This window comes from Streptomyces sp. JH002, from assembly GCF_050916115.1.
GTDB lineage: Bacteria > Actinomycetota > Actinomycetes > Streptomycetales > Streptomycetaceae > Streptomyces > Streptomyces xiamenensis.
In genome coordinates this window covers 5,857,849-5,875,433 of the sequence record NZ_CP087989.1, presented here as the reverse complement: position 1 = coordinate 5,875,433, position 17,585 = coordinate 5,857,849, and the positions used below count along the sequence as shown (strand labels likewise).

At 71.6% G+C, this 17,585-nt stretch carries 16 protein-coding genes; 2 read left to right on the top strand and 14 right to left on the bottom strand.

Annotation, left to right across the window (positions count from 1 at the left end; genetic code table 11):
* Nucleotides 1–20: 20 nt before the first annotated feature.
* The 4 genes from H7827_RS27000 to H7827_RS26985 form a co-directional block, all read right to left on the bottom strand.
* Complete coding sequence (locus tag H7827_RS27000; protein WP_432747663.1) at nt 21–1,385, bottom strand: replication-associated recombination protein A; 1,365 nt, start codon at nt 1,383–1,385, stop codon at nt 21–23.
* Between the two features lie 54 nt (nt 1,386–1,439).
* Nucleotides 1,440–2,075 carry a vitamin K epoxide reductase family protein gene (locus tag H7827_RS26995; RefSeq protein WP_386540547.1) on the bottom strand — a complete coding sequence of 212 codons (636 nt, stop codon included), beginning with the start codon at nt 2,073–2,075 and terminating at the stop codon, nt 1,440–1,442.
* 95 nt (nt 2,076–2,170) lie between these two features.
* The gene (gene hisS, locus H7827_RS26990) at nt 2,171–3,433 is read right to left on the bottom strand and encodes a histidine--tRNA ligase (protein WP_432747662.1); all 1,263 of its coding nucleotides are present in this window, start codon (nt 3,431–3,433) and stop codon (nt 2,171–2,173) included.
* Nucleotides 3,434–3,445: 12 nt separating this feature from the next.
* Complete coding sequence (locus H7827_RS26985) at nt 3,446–4,159, bottom strand: MBL fold metallo-hydrolase (RefSeq protein ID WP_432747661.1); 714 nt, start codon at nt 4,157–4,159, stop codon at nt 3,446–3,448.
* Between the two features lie 119 nt (nt 4,160–4,278).
* Here H7827_RS26985 and H7827_RS26980 point away from each other — a divergent pair, with 119 nt between their 5' ends.
* Nucleotides 4,279–5,124 (top strand): peptidylprolyl isomerase, encoded by an 846-nt coding sequence (locus H7827_RS26980; protein ID WP_432747660.1) that lies wholly within the window; start codon nt 4,279–4,281, stop codon nt 5,122–5,124.
* Nucleotides 5,125–5,569: 445 nt separating this feature from the next.
* Nucleotides 5,570–6,757 carry a DUF349 domain-containing protein gene (locus H7827_RS26975; protein ID WP_432748060.1) on the top strand — a complete coding sequence of 396 codons (1,188 nt, stop codon included), beginning with the start codon at nt 5,570–5,572 and terminating at the stop codon, nt 6,755–6,757.
* Nucleotides 6,758–6,827: 70 nt separating this feature from the next.
* Here H7827_RS26975 and H7827_RS26970 read toward each other — a convergent pair whose 3' ends face one another.
* The 10 genes from H7827_RS26970 to pdxT all read right to left on the bottom strand — a co-directional run bounded on the left by H7827_RS26970 (nt 6,828) and on the right by pdxT (nt 17,582).
* The gene (locus tag H7827_RS26970; RefSeq protein WP_432747659.1) at nt 6,828–9,257 is read right to left on the bottom strand and encodes a RelA/SpoT family protein; all 2,430 of its coding nucleotides are present in this window, start codon (nt 9,255–9,257) and stop codon (nt 6,828–6,830) included.
* Nucleotides 9,258–9,490: 233 nt separating this feature from the next.
* Nucleotides 9,491–10,042 carry an adenine phosphoribosyltransferase gene (locus H7827_RS26965; RefSeq protein WP_432748059.1) on the bottom strand — a complete coding sequence of 184 codons (552 nt, stop codon included), beginning with the start codon at nt 10,040–10,042 and terminating at the stop codon, nt 9,491–9,493.
* Between the two features lie 13 nt (nt 10,043–10,055).
* A complete protein-coding gene (gene secF / locus H7827_RS26960; RefSeq protein ID WP_432747658.1) occupies nt 10,056–11,198 on the bottom strand; it encodes a protein translocase subunit SecF in 1,143 nt (380 codons plus the stop codon).
* Between the two features lies 1 nt (nt 11,199).
* On the bottom strand, nt 11,200–13,026 hold the full coding sequence (gene secD, locus H7827_RS26955) for a protein translocase subunit SecD (protein ID WP_432747657.1): 1,827 nt from the start codon (nt 13,024–13,026) through the stop codon (nt 11,200–11,202).
* A 116-nt stretch (nt 13,027–13,142) separates the two neighbouring features.
* On the bottom strand, nt 13,143–13,613 hold the full coding sequence (gene yajC, locus H7827_RS26950; RefSeq protein WP_386541646.1) for a preprotein translocase subunit YajC: 471 nt from the start codon (nt 13,611–13,613) through the stop codon (nt 13,143–13,145).
* A 161-nt stretch (nt 13,614–13,774) separates the two neighbouring features.
* On the bottom strand, nt 13,775–14,845 hold the full coding sequence (ruvB, locus tag H7827_RS26945; RefSeq protein WP_030727161.1) for a Holliday junction branch migration DNA helicase RuvB: 1,071 nt from the start codon (nt 14,843–14,845) through the stop codon (nt 13,775–13,777).
* Between the two features lie 37 nt (nt 14,846–14,882).
* Nucleotides 14,883–15,509 carry a Holliday junction branch migration protein RuvA gene (gene ruvA / locus H7827_RS26940; protein ID WP_432747656.1) on the bottom strand — a complete coding sequence of 209 codons (627 nt, stop codon included), beginning with the start codon at nt 15,507–15,509 and terminating at the stop codon, nt 14,883–14,885.
* On the bottom strand, nt 15,506–16,069 hold the full coding sequence (gene ruvC / locus H7827_RS26935; protein ID WP_030727167.1) for a crossover junction endodeoxyribonuclease RuvC: 564 nt from the start codon (nt 16,067–16,069) through the stop codon (nt 15,506–15,508). Before ruvC ends, ruvA begins: the two co-directional genes overlap by 4 nt.
* An 81-nt stretch (nt 16,070–16,150) precedes the next feature.
* On the bottom strand, nt 16,151–16,903 hold the full coding sequence (locus tag H7827_RS26930; RefSeq protein WP_030727170.1) for a YebC/PmpR family DNA-binding transcriptional regulator: 753 nt from the start codon (nt 16,901–16,903) through the stop codon (nt 16,151–16,153).
* Nucleotides 16,904–16,964: 61 nt separating this feature from the next.
* Nucleotides 16,965–17,582, bottom strand: coding sequence for a pyridoxal 5'-phosphate synthase glutaminase subunit PdxT (pdxT, locus tag H7827_RS26925; protein ID WP_386541639.1), 618 nt, complete (start codon nt 17,580–17,582; stop codon nt 16,965–16,967).
* Nucleotides 17,583–17,585: the final 3 nt, after the last annotated feature.

Sequence of the window (17,585 nt, the reverse complement as noted above, 5' to 3'; positions counted from 1 at the left end):
CGGGGTGCGGGGCGCCGGTGTTACGGGCGGGGGTCCCGGCCGCCCGCCAGCCGCTCCCGTACCCGCTCGGCGACATCCGCGTACCGGGCCTCGGCGCCCCGCCGGGACGGCTGGTAGTAACGCTTGTCGCGGACCGCGTCCGGCGCGTACTGCTGGGCGGCGATACCGTCCGGCAGATCGTGCGGGTACTGATAGCCCGCCCCGTGCCCCAGCTTCTGCGCGCCCTTGTAGTGGGCGTCCCGCAGGTGCTCGGGCACCGGGCCCGCCAGCCCCGCCCTGACGTCCGCCAGTGCGGCGCCGATCGCCACCGTGGCCGCGTTGGACTTGGGTGCCAGGGCCAGCGCGATCACGGCCTGGCTCAGGGTCAGCGACGCCTCGGGGAACCCGATCATCGCCACCGCCTGCGCCGCCGCCACCGCCGTGGTCAGCGCGGTCGGATCGGCCATCCCGATGTCCTCGCTCGCCGAGATCATCAGCCGTCTGGCGATGAACCGCGGGTCCTCCCCCGCCTCGATCATCCGCGCCAGGTAGTGCAGCGCCGCGTCCACGTCCGAGCCGCGGATCGACTTGATCAGCGCACTGGCGACGTCGTAGTGCTGGTCGCCGTCCCGGTCGTAGGTGACGGCGGCCCGGTCCACGGCCTCCTCCAGGGAGGCCAGGGTGATCTCCGGCTCCCCCTTGGCCAGCGCCGCTCCCGCTCCGGCCTCCAGCGCCGTGAGCGCCCGTCGGGCGTCACCCCCGGCGATCCGCAGCAGATGGGCCTCGCTGTCCTCCGGGAGCCCCACCGCCCCGTTCAGCCCGCGCTCGGCGGCCACCGCGCGGTGCAGCAGCCCGCGCAGGTCATCCTCCGTCAGCGGCTCCAGGGTCAGCAGCAGCGACCGGGACAGCAGCGGTGAGATCACCGAGAAGTAAGGATTCTCCGTGGTGGCGGCGATCAGCGTCACCCAGCGGTTCTCCACCGCCGGCAGCAGCGAGTCCTGCTGGGCCTTGCTGAAGCGGTGGATCTCGTCGAGGAAGAGCACGGTGTCCCGGGCGTAGGCGCCGGAGGAACGGCGGGCGCCCTCGATGACCGAGCGCACCTCCTTGACCCCCGCGGTGATCGCCGACAACTCCACGAAGCGCTTGTCGGTGGCCTTGCTGACCACATGGGCGAGCGTGGTCTTGCCGGTGCCCGGCGGCCCCCACAGGATCACCGAGGAGGGGCCGGCGGGACCGCCGCCGCTCTCCCCCACCAGCCGGCGCAGCGGCGACCCCGGGCGCAGCAGATGCCGCTGCCCCAGGACCTCCTCCAGCGTGCGCGGACGCATCCGTACGGCCAGCGGGCTGGCGGACGGGTCGCGCTCCTGACGGTCTTCCGCGGCGGCGGTGAACAGATCGGGCTCCACACCGGAAACCCTAAGTCACCCCACTGACAGCGGGGCGGGAGCGCCCCCGGCGGCTCAGCCGGTCCAGAAGTCCCACCAGCGGGTGAGGATCAGCATGCCGATGATCGCGACGTGCACCACCGGGAACAGCCAGTGGAACTCCTCGAAGGTGCGCTTGACACCGGCGGGCGCCGGGATGATCCCGTGCCGGATGTTGTGCGCCGTGGTGTACCAGAACATGAAGATGGTCGCGACCCACGCCAGGCAGCACCACAGGCACAGCGCGCTGATCTCGTACAGCGACTGGTACTGGAGCCAGGTGCAGAAGGCGACGCCGAAGAGCGTGCCGCCCTGCAGCCCCAGCCAGAACCAGCGCCGGTAGCGGGCCCCGGCCAGCAGCCCCATGCCGATCGCGATCACCGCGCCGTAGGTGACCAGGCCGAGCATCGGATTGGGGAATCCGAAGACCTTGGCCTGCTCGCTCTCCATGATGGAGCCGCAGGAGACGATCGGGTTGAGGCTGCAGGCCGGTGTGAAGTCCGGGTCCTCCAGCAGGTGGAACTTGTCCAAGGTGATCACCCAGGCGGCCAGCAGGCCCATGAAGCCGGTGATCACCAGCAGCAGCGCGAAACCGCGACCCGCCCCCACCTCCCCGGGCGCGTCCGGAGCAGGCTCCTGGGTCCGTTCCACGTCTACCGCCGATGCCGTCATCTCGCCATTCCCGCTCGTCGTCGGATACGGCCCCAATTCTGCACCAGCGGGAGCCCCTGCCAAGGGTCCCGTATCACCCGTTCGGCGTACCCCGGTCAGCCGAGCAGTCGCGTCAGCTCGCTGACCAGCGCGTCCGCGGGTACCGGCCGCTGCTCCCCGCTCGCGAGGTCCTTCAGCTGGATCACGCCCTCGGCCAGATCGCGCTCGCCCGCCACCAGCGCGTACCTGGCGCCGCTGCGGTTGGCCGCCTTCATGGCCGCCTTGAGCCCCTTGCCGCCGTATGCCAGGTCCGCCGCGATCCCGGCCCGGCGCACCGTGGTGACCAGGGAGAACAGCGTGCGGGCCGCTTCCTCGCCCAGCGGCACCGCGAAGACGTCGGTGCCGGCGGGCAGGTCCAGCTCCACGCCCTCCGCGCGCAGGGCCAGCACCGTGCGGTCCACGCCCAGGCCCCAGCCGACCGAGGGCAGCGCGGGGCCGCCGATCATCTCCGAGAGCCCGTCGTAGCGCCCGCCGCCGCCCAGCGCGGACTGGGATCCCAGGCCGCCGTGAACGAACTCGAAGGTGGTACGGGTGTAGTAGTCGAGACCGCGCACCAGCTTGGGGTCGTCCTCGAAGACGATGTCCGCCGCGGTCAGCAGCTCACGGACCCGCTCGTGGTACTCCTCGCACGCCGTGCAGAGGTGGTCGCGCATCATCGGGGCCCCGGTCAGCTGCCGCTGCACGGACTCCCGCTTGTCGTCCAGTACCCGCAGCGGGTTGATCTCGATCCGGGCCCGGGTGTCCTCGTCCAGGTCCAGGGCGCGCAGGAACTCCTGGAGAGCGGCCCGGTAGGCGGGACGGCACTCGGCGTCGCCCAGCGAGTTCAGCAGCAGCCGCACCTGGGTCAGCCCGAGCGACCGGTAGGCGTCCGCCGCCATGATGATCAGCTCGGCGTCCAGCGCCGGGTCCTCGGCGCCGACCGCCTCGGCGCCGACCTGGGAGAAGTGCCGGTACCGGCCGGCCTGCGGGCGCTCGTAGCGGTAGAAGGAGCCGGAGTACCAGAGCTTGACCGGCAGATTGCCGGCCCGGTGCAGATTGGCCTGGAGCGCGGCGCGCAGCACGGACGCGGTGCCCTCGGGGCGCAGCGCCAGGTGGTCGCCGCCCTTGGTGGTGAGGGTGTACATCTCCTTGGTGACGATGTCGGTGGACTCACCGACCCCGCGGGAGAACAGCTCGACGTTCTCGAATCCGGGGGTCTCGACGTAGCCGTAGCCGGCCCGGCGCAGCGGCGCGGCCATCGCCTCGCGGACCGCGAGGTAGCCGGCGGAGTCGGGGGGCAGCAGGTCGTAGGTGCCCTTGGGGGCGGAGAAGGTGCTCACGGAAAGACGTCTTCACATTCCTCGTCGCGGCGCCGGGGTGTCCCCGGTGCCCTGGCCGGCGGCGACCTCCCGCAGGTACGGGTTGGTGGCGCGCTCGGTGCCGATGGTGGTCTGGGGGCCGTGCCCGGACAGGACGACCGTGGAGTCCGGCAGCGGCAGGCACACACGTGCCAGCGAGCGCAGGATCTCGGCGTGGTCGCCGCCGGGCAGATCGGTGCGTCCGATGGAGCCGGCGAACAGCAGGTCACCGGAGAAGAACACCGGGGGGACGTCCCCCGTCTCCGGCATCCCGAAGGTCACCGACCCCTGGGTATGGCCCGGGGCGTGCGCGACGCCGAACTCCAGACCGGCCAGCTCCATGGACGTGCCGTCGGTCAGCTCGCGCAGATCGCCGGGTTCCCCCACGGTCAGCTCGCCCAGCAGCCGCTGCCCGATGGCGCTGCCGATGGCCTTCTCCGGGTCCGCGAGCATGTAGCGGTCCCGGGGGTGGATCCAGGCGGGCACGTCGTGGGCGCCGCACACCGGCACCACCGAGGCGACATGGTCGATGTGGCCGTGGGTGAGGAGCACGGCGACCGGCTTGAGCCGGTGCCGCTCGATGGTGGCGGCGACTCCCTCGGCGGCCTGGTGCCCGGGGTCGATGATCACGCACTCCTCGCCGGCGGCGGGGGCGACCAGATAGCAGTTGGTCCCCCAGGCCCCGGCGGGGAAGCCAGCGATGAGCACAGGCGTCCTTATGTGGTTCTCGGCTTCGGCTGTGATCGAAAGCCTACCGGCGACGGTACGGGGCGGGCGAACCCGTATACGGTGGCGCAAGGCTTACCGGGAACGTCAGGAGGAGCGCGGTGGTCAGCAAAGAGCAGCGGCGCAAGCAGCTCGCCCGGGCGAAGTGGGAACGCCAGCAGCAGCGCCGCGGGGATCGGTGGCGCAGGACGCGGCGGCGCAAGGCCGTCCTCGCCGCCGTGCTGGTGGTTCTGGTGGCGGGTGGCGGTACGGCGGTGGCCATGGGGGTGTTCTCCGGCGACGACGACACCACGGACGCGGCGGCCCAGGATCCGCTGGACCAGGAGACCGAGGCCCCGCCGGCGGAGGACCCCTGTGCGGCCCCCGCCGAGGGTGAGCCCTCGCAGCAGCAGTGGGACGCGGAGCCGGAGCTGACGGTGGACACGTCGGCGGCCCACACCATGCGGCTGGCGACGACCTGCGGTGACATCGAGATCGCGCTGGACGCCGAGGCGGCCCCGCGCACGGTCAACTCCTTCGCGTTCCTGGCCGGGGAGGGCTATTTCGACCACAGCCCGTGCCACCGGCTGGTGACCGAGGGCATCCACGTGCTGCAGTGCGGCGACCCGACCGGTACCGGTGCGGGCGGCCCCGGCTACAACATCCCGGACGAGAACCTGGACGCCCCCGAGGTGGCGGACGGGATCTACCCGGCGGGCACGGTGGCGATGGCCAACCAGTACAACCCGCAGGAGGACAGCGGCCGGGACTCCGGCGGCAGCCAGTTCTTCCTGGTGTACGAGGACAGCCCGCTGCCGCCCGACTACACCCCGTTCGGTACGGTCACCGGCGGTCTCGACGTGCTGGAGACCATCGTGGCCGCGGGCAGCACGACCGACCCGGAGACCGGGAACACCCCGCCGAACGCCACCGTGGTGATCGACTCGGCGACGGTGGAGGCCGGCTGACGCGTGCCCGGCGGTAATTTCCGTTCCGTCAGGGGCGGACAGCCGGGCGGAGCGTCGCCTATGTTTGGCGGGGACAGGGCCCCTCGCCGGTCAGGTGGGCCCGAAAGCCGGATGAGACCGGATGAAATTCGTGGAAGATGCCGTGGCACAACGCACCGCGGCATCGTGTGAGGGAGGCGCCGTGAGCGACGCACGACAGGCTGCCGGGCCGCAGACAGACACCGAGTCGACACTCGGCCTGCCGGGCGGCGAAGCGAACGAGGCAGCGGCGCGCGACGCACGGCAGGATGCCGGAGCGCGGCCGGACACCGTACCGGTGCCCGGCCCGTCGGGGCCGGAGGCGAAGGCGGTGGCCGCGGGTGACGCGGGCACCCCGGCGGCGGGCGCGGCGAGCGGGACGGCCGGCGACGGCGAGGCATGGGGCCGGGTCGACGAGACGGGCACCGTGTACGTCCGCACGGCCGACGGGGAGAAGACCGTCGGCTCCTGGCAGGCCGGTTCGCCGGCCGAGGCCCTCGCGTACTTCGAGCGCAAGTACGAGGGCCTGGTCGTGGAGATCGATCTCCTGGAGCGCCGGGTGCGCACCACCGACCTGGCGTCCAAGGACGCGCAGACGGCCATCGGTCATCTGCGCGAGCAGGTGGACGCGGCCAACGTCGTGGGCGATCTGGCGGCCCTGGGGCGCCGTCTTGACCAGCTGGGCACGGTGGTCGAGGAGCGCCGTCGCGAGCGGCGGGCGGCCCGCGCCAAGCAGGGCGAGGAGGCCAGGGCCGCCAAGGAGGCGCTGGTCGCCGAGGCCGAGGAGCTGGCGGGCAGCGAGCAGTGGCGGTCGGCCGGCGAACGGCTGCGGGCCCTGGTCGACACCTGGAAGGGCCTGCCGCGGCTGGACCGCAAGGCGGACGACGAGCTGTGGCACCGCTTCTCGCAGGCCCGTTCGGCGTTCTCCAAGCGCCGCAAGGCGCACTTCGCCTCGCTGGACGCGCAGCGCGAGGAGACCCGGCGCCGCAAGGAGAAGCTGATCGGCGAGGCGGAGGCGCTGTCCACGTCCACCGACTGGGGTGCGACGGCGGCCCGCTACCGGGAGCTGATGACCGAGTGGAAGGCCGCGGGCCGCGCGCACCGGGATGCCGAGGAGGATCTGTGGACCCGCTTCCGGGCCGCGCAGGATGTCTTCTTCCAGGCCAGGAGCACAGTCTTCGCCGAGCGCGACGGTGAGCAGCGGGAGAACCTGACCCGCAAGGAGGAGCTCGCCACCGAGGCGGAGAAGCTCCTGCCGATCACCAGCGTGAAGGCTGCCCGGGCGGCGCTGCGCTCCATCGGGGAGCGCTGGGAGGCCATCGGCCACGTGCCACGGGACGCCAAGAACGCCATCGAGGGCCGCTGGCACGCGGTGGAGCGGGCCGTGGCGGAGGCCGAGGAGTCCGAGTGGCGGCGCACCAACCCGGAGGCGCGGGCGCGCGCGGCCGGGCTGACCGGCCAGTTGCAGGACGCGGTGGACAAGCTGCGCCGGCAGGCCGACCAGGCGCGCGCGGCGGGCAACACCGCCAAGGCGGACAAGCTGGAGCGGGAGCTGGCGGGCCGGCAGGCGCTGCTGGACCAGGCGTTGAAGGGCCTGGCCGAGTTCGGCGGCTGAGCGGGCAGCGTGTGAACGGCGGTGGCCCCCGTACGGAGTTCTTCCGTACGGGGGCCACCGCCGTTCGCCGTCAGGGCCGCCGGGCCGAGGTCACCCGGTAGACGTCGTAGACGCCCTCGACGCCGCGTACCGCCTTCAGGACGTGCCCCAGATGCTTGGGGTCGCCCATCTCGAAGGTGAACCGGGAAGTGGCGACCCGGTCCCTGGAGGTCTGCACCGCCGCGGACAGGATGTTGACGTGCTGGTCGGAGAGCACCCGGGTGACGTCCGACAGCAGCCGGGAGCGGTCCAGCGCCTCGACCTGGATGGCCACCAGGAAGACCGAGGACTGGGTGGGCGCCCACTCCACGGCGAGCATCCGCTCCGGCTCGCGGGAGAGCGCGTCCACGTTCACGCAGTCGGTGCGGTGCACCGAGACGCCGTTGCCCCGGGTGACGAAGCCGATGATCGGGTCGCCGGGCACCGGCGTGCAGCAGCGGGCCAGCTTCACCCACACGTCGTCGGTGCCCTTGACCACCACGCCGGGGTCGGCGCTGGAACGGCGCCGGCCACGGGTGGGCATCGGCGGGGCGGTCTCGGCGATGTCCTCGCTGGCGGCCTCCTCGCCGCCCACGGCCTGCACCAGCTTCTGCACCACGCTCGGCGCGGACACATGGCCCTCGCCGATCGCCGCGTACAGCGAGGAGATGTCCGGGTAGCGCATCTCGTGGGCGAGCGTGACCAGCGAGTCGCCGGTGAGCACGTGCTGGATCGGCAGGTTCTGCTTGCGCACCGCGCGGGTGAGCAGGTCCTTGCCCTGCTCGATGGCCTCGTCGCGGCGCTCCTTGGAGAACCAGCCACGGATCTTGTTGCGGGCCCGCGGGGACTTGACGAAGCCCAGCCAGTCCCGGGAGGGGCCGGCGCCCTCCGCCTTGGAGGTGAAGATCTCCACGGTGTCGCCGTTGTCCAGGGTGGACTCCAGCGGCACCAGCCGGCCGTTGACCTTGGCCCCTATGGTGCGGTGCCCGACCTCGGTGTGCACCGCGTAGGCGAAGTCCACGGAGGTGGAGCCGGCCGGCAGCGCGATCACATCGCCCTTGGGCGTGAAGACGAACACCTCGTGCCGGGACAGGTCGAAGCGCAGCGACTCCAGGAACTCTCCGGGGTCCTCGGTCTCCTTCTGCCAGTCCAGCAGCTGCCGCAGCCAGGCCATGTCGTTGACGCCCTCGCCCTTGTCGCCCTTCTTGGGAGCATCCGAGCGGACCTTGGAGGCGCCGGCCTGGGCCTGCTGCTTGTACTTCCAGTGCGCGGCGATGCCGTACTCGGCGCGCCGGTGCATGTCGAAGGTGCGGATCTGGAGCTCGACGGGCTTGCCGCCAGGACCTATCACCGTCGTGTGCAGCGACTGGTACATGTTGAACTTCGGCATGGCGATGTAGTCCTTGAACCGCCCCGGAACCGGGTTCCAGCGGGCGTGGACCGTGCCGAGCGCCGCGTAGCAGTCGCGGACCGTGTCCACCAGGACCCGGATGCCCACCAGGTCGTAGATCTCGGCGAAGTCCCGGCCGCGCACGATCATCTTCTGGTAGACGCTGTAGTAGTGCTTGGGCCGCCCGGTGACGGTGGCCTTGATGCGGGCGCCGCGCAGATCGGCGAGGACCTCGTCGATGACGGTCGCCAGATACTCGTCGCGCTTGGGGGCGCGCTCGGCGACCAGCCGGACGATCTCGTCGTACATCTTGGGGTAGAGGATGGCGAAGGCCAGGTCCTCCAGCTCCCACTTGATGGTGTTCATGCCCAGCCGGTGGGCCAGCGGGGCGTAGATCTCCAGGGTCTCGCGGGCCTTCTGCTCCTGCTTCTCCCGCTTGAGGAACCGCATGGTGCGCATGTTGTGCAGCCGGTCGGCGAGCTTGATGACCAGGACCCGGGGGTCCTTGGCCATGGCCACCACCATCTTGCGCACGGTCTCGGCCTGGGCGGCCTCGCCGAACTTGACCTTGTCCAGCTTGGTGACGCCGTCCACCAGCAGCGCCACCTGGTCGCCGAAGTCGCGGCGCAGGGTGTCCAGGCCGTACTCGGTGTCCTCCACCGTGTCGTGCAGCAGTCCCGCCATCAAGGTGGCCGGGTCCATGCCCAGCTCGGCGAGGATGGTGGTCACCGCCAGCGGGTGGGTGATGTACGGGTCGCCGCTCTTGCGCTTCTGGCCGCGGTGCCAGCGCTCGGCGACCTGATAGGCGCGCTCGATCTGGCGCAGCACGGCGGTGTCGGCCTTGGGGTCGTTCGCGCGGACCACCCGCAGCAGGGGCTCGAGAACCGGGTTGTACGGGGTGGAGCGCTGGACACCGAGCCGAGCGAGCCGGGCCCGTACCCGGTTGGAGGAGCCCGAGCGTCCCGAGACCCCGGAGACGGCGGCCGGGGGCGCCGGGGCGCGGTTGTCCGGACCGTCACGCCGGGTGGTGGCCGGGGACGGTGCGGCGTTCTTCCGCTGGGTGGAGGTGAGCGGCTGGGCCTCGTCGGGCAAGGGCACTCCTTCTCGGGCCCTGTCCCGACCGGGGGCGGTCGGGACAGGGAGCGGTACTCCGGGCCACGGGGGGCCCAAGGAGAGTCCGGCCGGGAAACGATCGGACTGCCATGGTAACGAGCCTAGGCCAACCCTTCCCGCCGGGCGCCGTGCGGGCGGACGGTGCGGGGCCCCGGACGCGCAAGCGCCCCGGATCCGTGCCCGGCACGGTTCCGGGGCGCTCAGGCCCGCTCTCAGAGCGTGATGAGGGAGTGCAGCGGGGCGCCGTCCAGCTCGGACAGCACCCGGTCGCGGCCAACGAGGAAGGACAGCTCCAGCAGCACCGCGAGCCCCGCCACCTGGGCACCGGTCCGGCGGATCAGCCGCAGTGCCGCCTCGGCGGTCCCGCCGGTGGCCAGCACGTCGTCGATCACCAGCACCCGGTCGTGGGCGCTGAGGTCCTCGGCGTGGATCTCGATCTCCGCCGTGCCGTACTCCAGCTCGTAGCGCTGCCCGAGGGTGGCGCCGGGGAGCTTGCCCGCCTTGCGGGCGGGGATGAAGCCGGTCCCGGCGCGTACGGCCACCGGGGCGGCCAGGATGAAGCCGCGGGCCTCCAGGGCGACCACCTTGGTGGCGCCGCTGGTCAGGGCGATCTCCGCCAGGGCGTCGGTGAGAGCGCCGAAGGCCACCGGATCGGCGAGCAGTGGGGTGATGTCCTTGAAGACCACGCCCGGCTCGGGGTAGTCCGGCACGTCACGGATGCGGTCGAGCAGCAGTTCCCGCAGCCCGGCCGCGTCGGGGGTCACCGAGGTCACCGGTTCACCGCCGCTTTCCGGACGGGCGGTTGCGGCCCCGGGAACGGGAGACCGGCTGGCGCCGCGGACCGACCACGGCGCCGGCCGCGCTCTCGTCCCGGCCCTCGTCGTCGCCCGCGTCCTGGGGCGGGTCCTCCGCCTCGGCCCCGGACACCGTGCCGGTGTTCTCCTCCGCATCGCGCTTCGCCCGCTTGGCCAGCACCTTCTTGTCGTGCGCCTTGATCGAGGGCTCGTGCATCTTGAAGTCGGCGACCATCGGGGTGGCGATCACGATGGAGGAGTAGGCACCGGCCGTCAGACCCACGAACAGCGACAGCGCGATGTCGTTGAGCATCCCGCCGCCCAGCACCCCGCCGCCGATGAACAGCAGCGCGGCCACCGGCAGCAGCGCGACGACCGAGGTGTTGATCGACCGCACCAGGGTGCCGTTGAGGGAGCGGTTGGCCAGTTCGCCGTAGGTGTAGTTGGTCTGCTTGGTGAAGTTCTTCGTGGTCTCCTTCAGACCGTCGAAGACGACCACCGTGTCGTACAGCGAGTAGCCGAGGATGGTCAGCAGACCGATCACCGTGCCCGGGGTGACCTCGAAGCCCACCAGCGCGTACACCCCGACCGTGATGGTGAGGTCGTGGATGAGCGCGATCAGCGCCGCCATGGCCATGCGCCACTCGAAGGCGATGGCGAGGTAGATCACCACCAGCACCATGAAGATGGCGAGCCCCTGCCACGCCTTGTTGGCGATCTGGGAGCCCCAGCTGGGGCCGACCAGTTCCGCGTTCAGCTCCTGGGTGGGGATGCCCAGCTCTTCGGCGAGTGCCTCACGGGTGATGTTGGACTGATCGGTGTCCAGACCGGAGACCTGGATCCGCAGCGACCCGTCGTTGCCCAGGGACTGCACCAGGGCCTGGCTGCCGGACGCCTCCTCGGCGACCTCCCTGGCCCGCTCCACGCTGACATCGGTGGCCTCCGTGGTGAAGACCGCCCCGCCCTCGAACTCCACGCCCATGTGCAGGCCCCGGACCCCGAGGCCGGCGAAGGCGAGGATCGTGATGAGGATGGAGACGCCGTACCACAGCCGGCGCTTGCCGACGAAGTCGTAGCCGATCTCACCGCGGTGGAGCTTGGCTCCGATATCACCGAGCCGTGACATCTCACGCCTCCTTCGGGTCGCTGGGAACGGTGACCGGCTTGTAGCTGCGGCGGATCGGGGGCTGGATGCCCAGACGCTTGGGGTCGAGCCCGGACCAGGGGTGGCCGCCGGAGAAGAACTTCTTCTTGGCCAGGATCGTCATGACCGGCTTGGTGAACAGGAAGACCACCACGACATCCAGGGCCGTGGTCAGACCCAGGGTGAAGGCGAAGCCCTGCACCTTGCCGACCGAGACCACGAAGAGCACGGCCGCCGCCAGGAACGAGACGAAGTCGGAGACCAGGATGGTGCGCCGGGCGCGTGGCCAGCCCCGCTCCACGGCGGTGCGCAGCGTACGGCCCTCGCGGATCTCGTCCCTTATGCGTTCGAAGTAGACGATGAAGGAGTCGGCGGTGATACCGATGGCGACGATCGCGCCGCAGACGGCCGGCAGGTTCAGCGCGAAGCCGATGGCCGGGCCGAGCAGGGCCATGATCGAGTAGGTGAGGATGCCGGAGACCACCAGCGAGGCGAGCGCGATCAGCGACAGACCCCGGTAGTAGACGAGCATGTAGAGCACCACCAGGACGAGACCGATCCCACCCGCGATCAGACCGGCCTTCAGCTGCTCGCCGCCCAGCATGGGCGAGACGGTGGTGACGCTGGACTCCTCGAAGGTCAGCGGCAGCGCGCCGAACTTCAGGACGTTCGCCAGGTTCTCGGCGCTCTCCTGGTCGAAGGTGCCGGAGATCTCGGCGTTGCCGCCGGACAGCCGCTGGTTGACGCTGGGCGCGGAGACCGTCTCGCCGTCCAGCACGATGGCGAACTGGTTCTGCGGCGAGGGCAGGGCGGCCAGCTCGCCGGTGACGTCCGCGAACTGGTCGGCGCCGGAGTTGGTGAACTCCATCTGGACGATCCAGCCCTGACCGCGCTGGGTCTCGTAGATCGCGTTGGCGCTGCTCACACCGGTGCCGGGCACGGCGACCGGGCCCAGGGCGTACTTGTACACGCCGTCCGTGTCACAGGAGACGATCGGCTGGTCGGTGTCCGTCTGGGCGGCCGCCTCGCGGGCGGCGTTCCGGGCGTCGTCGGTGGAGCAGTCGAGCGCCTCGAGGCGGGCCTGGAGATCCGCGGCCTCCTGCTGGGCCGGGTCGGTGGCGGGGTCCTCGGCGGTGTCGCCGGAGTCGTCCGTGGCGGCGTCATCCGTACGGAAGGAGGCGTTGGTGGCGGTGGCGGCGGCGCTGCCGGCCGGGGCCAGGCTCTGGTCCGTGGTGCCCTCGCCCTGGTCGCCGTTCGCGCCCTCGTCCCCGGTGTCGCCGGTGTCCGCGCTGTCCCCGGTGTCGGCGGATTCCTCGTCCGTGCCGGGGTCGGTGCCATCACCCTGATCGGTGCCTTCACCGCCGTCGTCGGGCAGCGGGAGCGCCGAGCCCACCGAGAGCACCGGCCGGAAGCCCAGTTCGGCGGTGGTGCCGACCTGCTGCCTCGCCTGCTCGCTGTCGGTGCCCTTGGGGATGTTGACGATGATGTTCCGGTCGCCCTGGGTCTGGACCTCGGCTTCCTGGACACCCAGACCGTTGACCCGGCGCTCGATGATCGAGACGGCGGTGTTCAGATTGGTCGGGTTGATCGCGGACTGGTTCTTCTCGTCCGTCGTCGCCGAGAGCGTGATGCTGGTGCCCCCGGCCAGGTCGATGCCCAGCCGCGGGGTGGTGTGCCCGGAGGCGAACATCCCCGCCGTGAGCCCCGCCACGATCAGCACGATCAGCACCAGGGGGCGCCACGGCTTCCCCTGACCTCCGGACAGGTCCCGCTTCCTGGGGGACCGGAAGTCGTTCTTCGGTGTCGCCACCTTCTCGTCTCTCTCTGCCTACGACCCGCGCCCGGTGCCGGCCACGCGGACGGGCGGGGTGATGGACGGGCGGACCGGTACGCCCGTGCCCCGGCGGGGCGGGCGGCACCGGCGGCTCAGGACTTGGTGGACCCGTTCTCCCCGTCGCGCGTGGAGTCATCGGTCTTGGCGTCGCCGTCGGCGGCGGCCTCGGCGCCGTCCTTCTTCCCCAGCTCGACCCGGTCCGCGTCATCCGCGTCGGTGCCCTCGGTCAGGGAGGAGGCGTCGTCCGGCACGACGGGGGCGTCCTCGTCGTCGTACGCCGACTCACCGCTCAGGATGCGCTGGTACTCGTCGTCGTCGAGCACCGCCCCGATCGCGTTCTTGGCGAACAGGGCCTGCACACCGGAGGAGAGCTCCAGGAGGACGGTGTCCTCCCGCACCTCCTTGACCTCGGCATACATCCCGCCGATGGTCCGCACACCGGTGCCGGGCTCCATCGAGTCACGCATTTCCATGGCCTGCCGCTGCCGGTTCTTGGCCGACCGCGACATCAGGAACATGACGCCGATGAGAAGAATGAAGGGGAAGAGAAAAGCGATATCCACGGTGGAGGAATTTCCTTCGTATAACCGCTGACGCGGCCGTGTATTCGGGGGGCGGGGGCGCCGTCCGGGTCGGATGACGTCGGCGGAGTCTAACGAGGCTGCGCCTGGGGAACAACGTCTCGGATGCTATCGGAGTTCCGTTCCAGCGTAAGCCCGTGCGATCAGGACTCGAACAAGCCTTCTGGTGGCCCGCCGGCCGCCGCCGTGCCCTGCGGAGGCCGCAGTCCGAGGTGCTCCCAGGCGGCGGGGGTGGCCACCCGGCCCCGGGGGGTACGGGCCAGCAGTCCCTCGCGCACCAGGAACGGCTCGGCGACCTCCTCCACGGTCTCCCGCTCCTCCCCCACCGCCACGGCCAGCGTGGACAGGCCCACCGGGCCCCCGCCGAACAGCTTCAGCAGCGCTTCCAGGACGGAGCGGTCCAGCCGGTCAAGGCCCCGGCCGTCCACCTCGAAGACCGCAAGGGCCCGGGACGCCGCCTCCCGCGTGACCACCCCGTCCCCCTTGACCTGGGCGTAGTCCCGCACCCGGCGCAGCAGCCGGTTCGCGATGCGGGGGGTGCCCCGGGAGCGGCCGGCGATCTCCGCCGCTCCGCCGTCGGTGGTCTCCACCTCCAGCAGCCGCGCGGAGCGCTGGATCACCCGCTCCAGTTCGGCGGGGGCGTAGAACTCCATGTGGCCGGTGAAGCCGAAGCGGTCGCGCAGCGGCGGCGGCAGCAGTCCGGCCCGGGTGGTGGCCCCGACCAGGGTGAAGGGCGGCAGCTCCAGCGGGATGGCGGTGGCACCGGGGCCCTTGCCGACGATGACGTCGACCCGGAAATCCTCCATGGCCATGTAGAGCATTTCCTCGGCCGGCCGGGACATCCGGTGGATCTCGTCGAGGAACAGCACCTCACCCTCGGTGAGCGAGGACAGGATCGCGGCGAGATCACCGGCGTGCTGGATGGCGGGCCCCGAGGTGATGCGGATGGGGGCGCCCATCTCGGCGGCGATGATCAGGGACAGCGTGGTCTTGCCGAGCCCGGGGGCACCGGAGAGCAGCACGTGGTCGGCGGTGCCGCCGCGAGCACGGGCGGCGCGCAGCACCAGGTCCAGCTGCTCGCGGACCTTGGGCTGGCCGACGAATTCCGTCAGGTCCTTGGGCCGCAGCGCGGCCTCGGCCGCCAGCTCCTCCCCCTCGGCGGTGGCGCCCACCAGCCGGCCGGTGTCCTGCGGTGGCTCTTCGTCCCAGTTCATCGGGGCTGTCCTCGTCTTCTTCCGGATTGCCCCGTGCTCAGCGGGCGCGGTTGAGGGTCTGCAGGGCGGCGCGGAGCAGGCGCGGGACCGGGACCGGGGTGCCGTCGGCGGCGACCGACTCGGCCTGCGGGGCGATCGTCGCGATCGCCTCCTCGGCCTCCCGGGGGGCGTACCCCAGGCCGGTGAGCGCGGTCATCAGCTGCTCGCGCCAGTCGGGCGGACCCGAGGGGGCGGTGGCGGCAGGAGTGCGGGGGCCGCCGACCGGCTCGCCGAGCCGGTCCTTGAGTTCGAGGAGGAGCTTCTGCGCCCCTTTCTTCCCGATACCGGGGACGGCGGTCAGCGCCTTCTCGTCCCCGGCGGCGACCGCCCGGCGCAGTCCGTCCGGGCTGTGCACCGCGAGCATCGCCTGGGCCAGGCGGGGCCCGACGCCGGAGGCGGTCTGGAGCAGCTCGAAGACCTGCCGCTCGTCGTCGTCGGCGAATCCGTACAGGGTCAGGGAGTCCTCGCGGACCACCAGCGAGGTGGCCAGGCGGGCGTTCTCCCCCACCCGCAGCGCGGCGAGGGTGCCCGGGGTGCACTGCACGGCCATGCCGACTCCGCCGACCTCCAGCACGGCGGTGTCGGGGGCGAGGGCGGCGACGGGTCCTTGGACAAAGGCGATCACGGTTCGATGGTGCCCTTCGCAACTCGTACGGGCGGGGTGCGCCGCGCGCCGGGGGCGGCCGCGGTGGCCCGCGCCAGCCGCTGCTGGGCGGCGCCGCGCCAGATGTGACAGATGGCCAGGGCGAGCGCGTCGGCGGCGTCGGCCGGCTTGGGTGGTGCCGACAGCCGCAGCAGCCGGGTGACCATGGCGCCGACCTGGTCCTTGTCGGCCCGGCCGCTGCCGGTGACGGCGGCCTTGACCTCGCTGGGGGTGTGCAGGGCCACCGGCAGGCCGCGCCGGGCGGCGCACAGCATGGCCACGGCGCTGGCCTGGGCGGTGCCCATCACGGTGCGCACATTGTGCTGGCTGAAGACCCGTTCCACCGCGACCGCCTCGGGTCGGTGCTCATCGAGCCATTCCTCGATACCGCGCTCGATGAGCACCAGCCGCTCGGGGGTGTCGCGCTCGGCGGGGGTACGGACCACGCCGACCGCCACCATCCGCAGCGGACGCCCGGCGACGCCGTCCACCACGCCGACCCCGCAGCGGGTCAGCCCCGGGTCCACGCCCAATACCCGCACCGCACTCCCTCGCTCCCCGTGCCGTGAGCGGCACTGGGCCGAAGGCTATCGGGCGGCACTGACAAGGAGGGTGAGCGGGCGTCAGGCGTCGACCTTCGCCATGATGTCGTCGGCGACGTCGAAGTTGGCGAAGACGTTCTGCACGTCGTCGCTGTCCTCCAGCGCGTCGATCAGCTTGAAGATCTTGCGCGCGCCGTCCTCGTCCAGCTCCACCTGCATGGTGGGCAGGAAGCTGGCGTCGGCCGAGTCGTAGTCGATGCCGGCGTCCTGGAGGGCGGTACGCACCGCGACCAGGTCGGTGGCCTCGCTGACCACCTCGAAGGACTCGCCGAGGTCGTTGACCTCCTCGGCCCCGGCCTCCAGCACGGCGTCCAGCACGTCGTCCTCGGCGCGGTCGGCCTTGGGGACGATGATGACGCCCTTGCGGTTGAACAGGTACGACACGGAGCCCGGGTCGGCCATCGAGCCGCCGTTGCGGGTCATGGCGACGCGCACGTCCGAGGCGGCCCGGTTGCGGTTGTCGGTCAGGCACTCGATGAGCACCGCGACGCCGTTGGGACCGTAACCCTCGTACATGATCGTCTGATAGTCGGCGCCGCCCGCCTCAAGACCGGCTCCGCGCTTGACGGCGCGGTCGATGTTGGTGTTGGGGACGGAGTTCTTCTTCGCCTTCTGCACGGCGTCGTACAGCGTGGGGTTGCCGTCCAGATCGGCACCGCCGGTCCGGGCCGCGACCTCGATGTTCTTGATCAGCTTGGCGAAGAGCTTGCCGCGCTTGGCATCGATCACGGCCTTCTTGTGCTTCGTGGTAGCCCACTTAGAGTGGCCGGACACAGCCTTGCTCCTTCAGATGTCACCAACAGAAACCAGTGCCGGAGATCCTACCGCCAGCCGGTCAATCCGCCCGCCGCACCATCTCGGTGAACAGCGCGTGGACCCGGTGGTCGCCGGTCAGCTCCGGGTGGAAGGCCGTGGCCAGCAGGTTTCCCTGCCGTACCGCGACCGGATGGCCCTCGTGGCGGGCCAGCGCCGTGGCGCCGGCGCCCAGCGACTCCACCCACGGTGCGCGGATGAACACGCCGTGCACGGGGCCGCCGCTCACCCCTTCGAGGTCGACGGCGGCCTCGAAGGACTCGTTCTGCCGGCCGAAGGCGTTGCGGCGCACGATCATGTCGATGCCGCCGATGGTCTCCTGGCCCGAGCGCGGGTCGAGGATCTTGTCGGCGAGCAGGATCATGCCGGCGCAGGAGCCGTAGACGGGCAGTCCGTCCCGTACCCGCTCGCGCAGCGGCTCCAGCAGGCCGAAGGCGGTGGCCAGCTTGGAGATCGTGGTGGACTCCCCGCCGGGGAGCACCAGGCCCTGCACCGCGTCGAGTTCGGCGGGGCGGCGGACGGCCCTGGCCTCGGCGCCCACGGCGGTGAGCGCGGCGAGGTGTTCGCGCACGTCGCCCTGGAGGGCGAGCACGCCCACCACCGGGGCGGTGGGCGTGCTCGTGGAGGGTGTCGCAGTCATCGC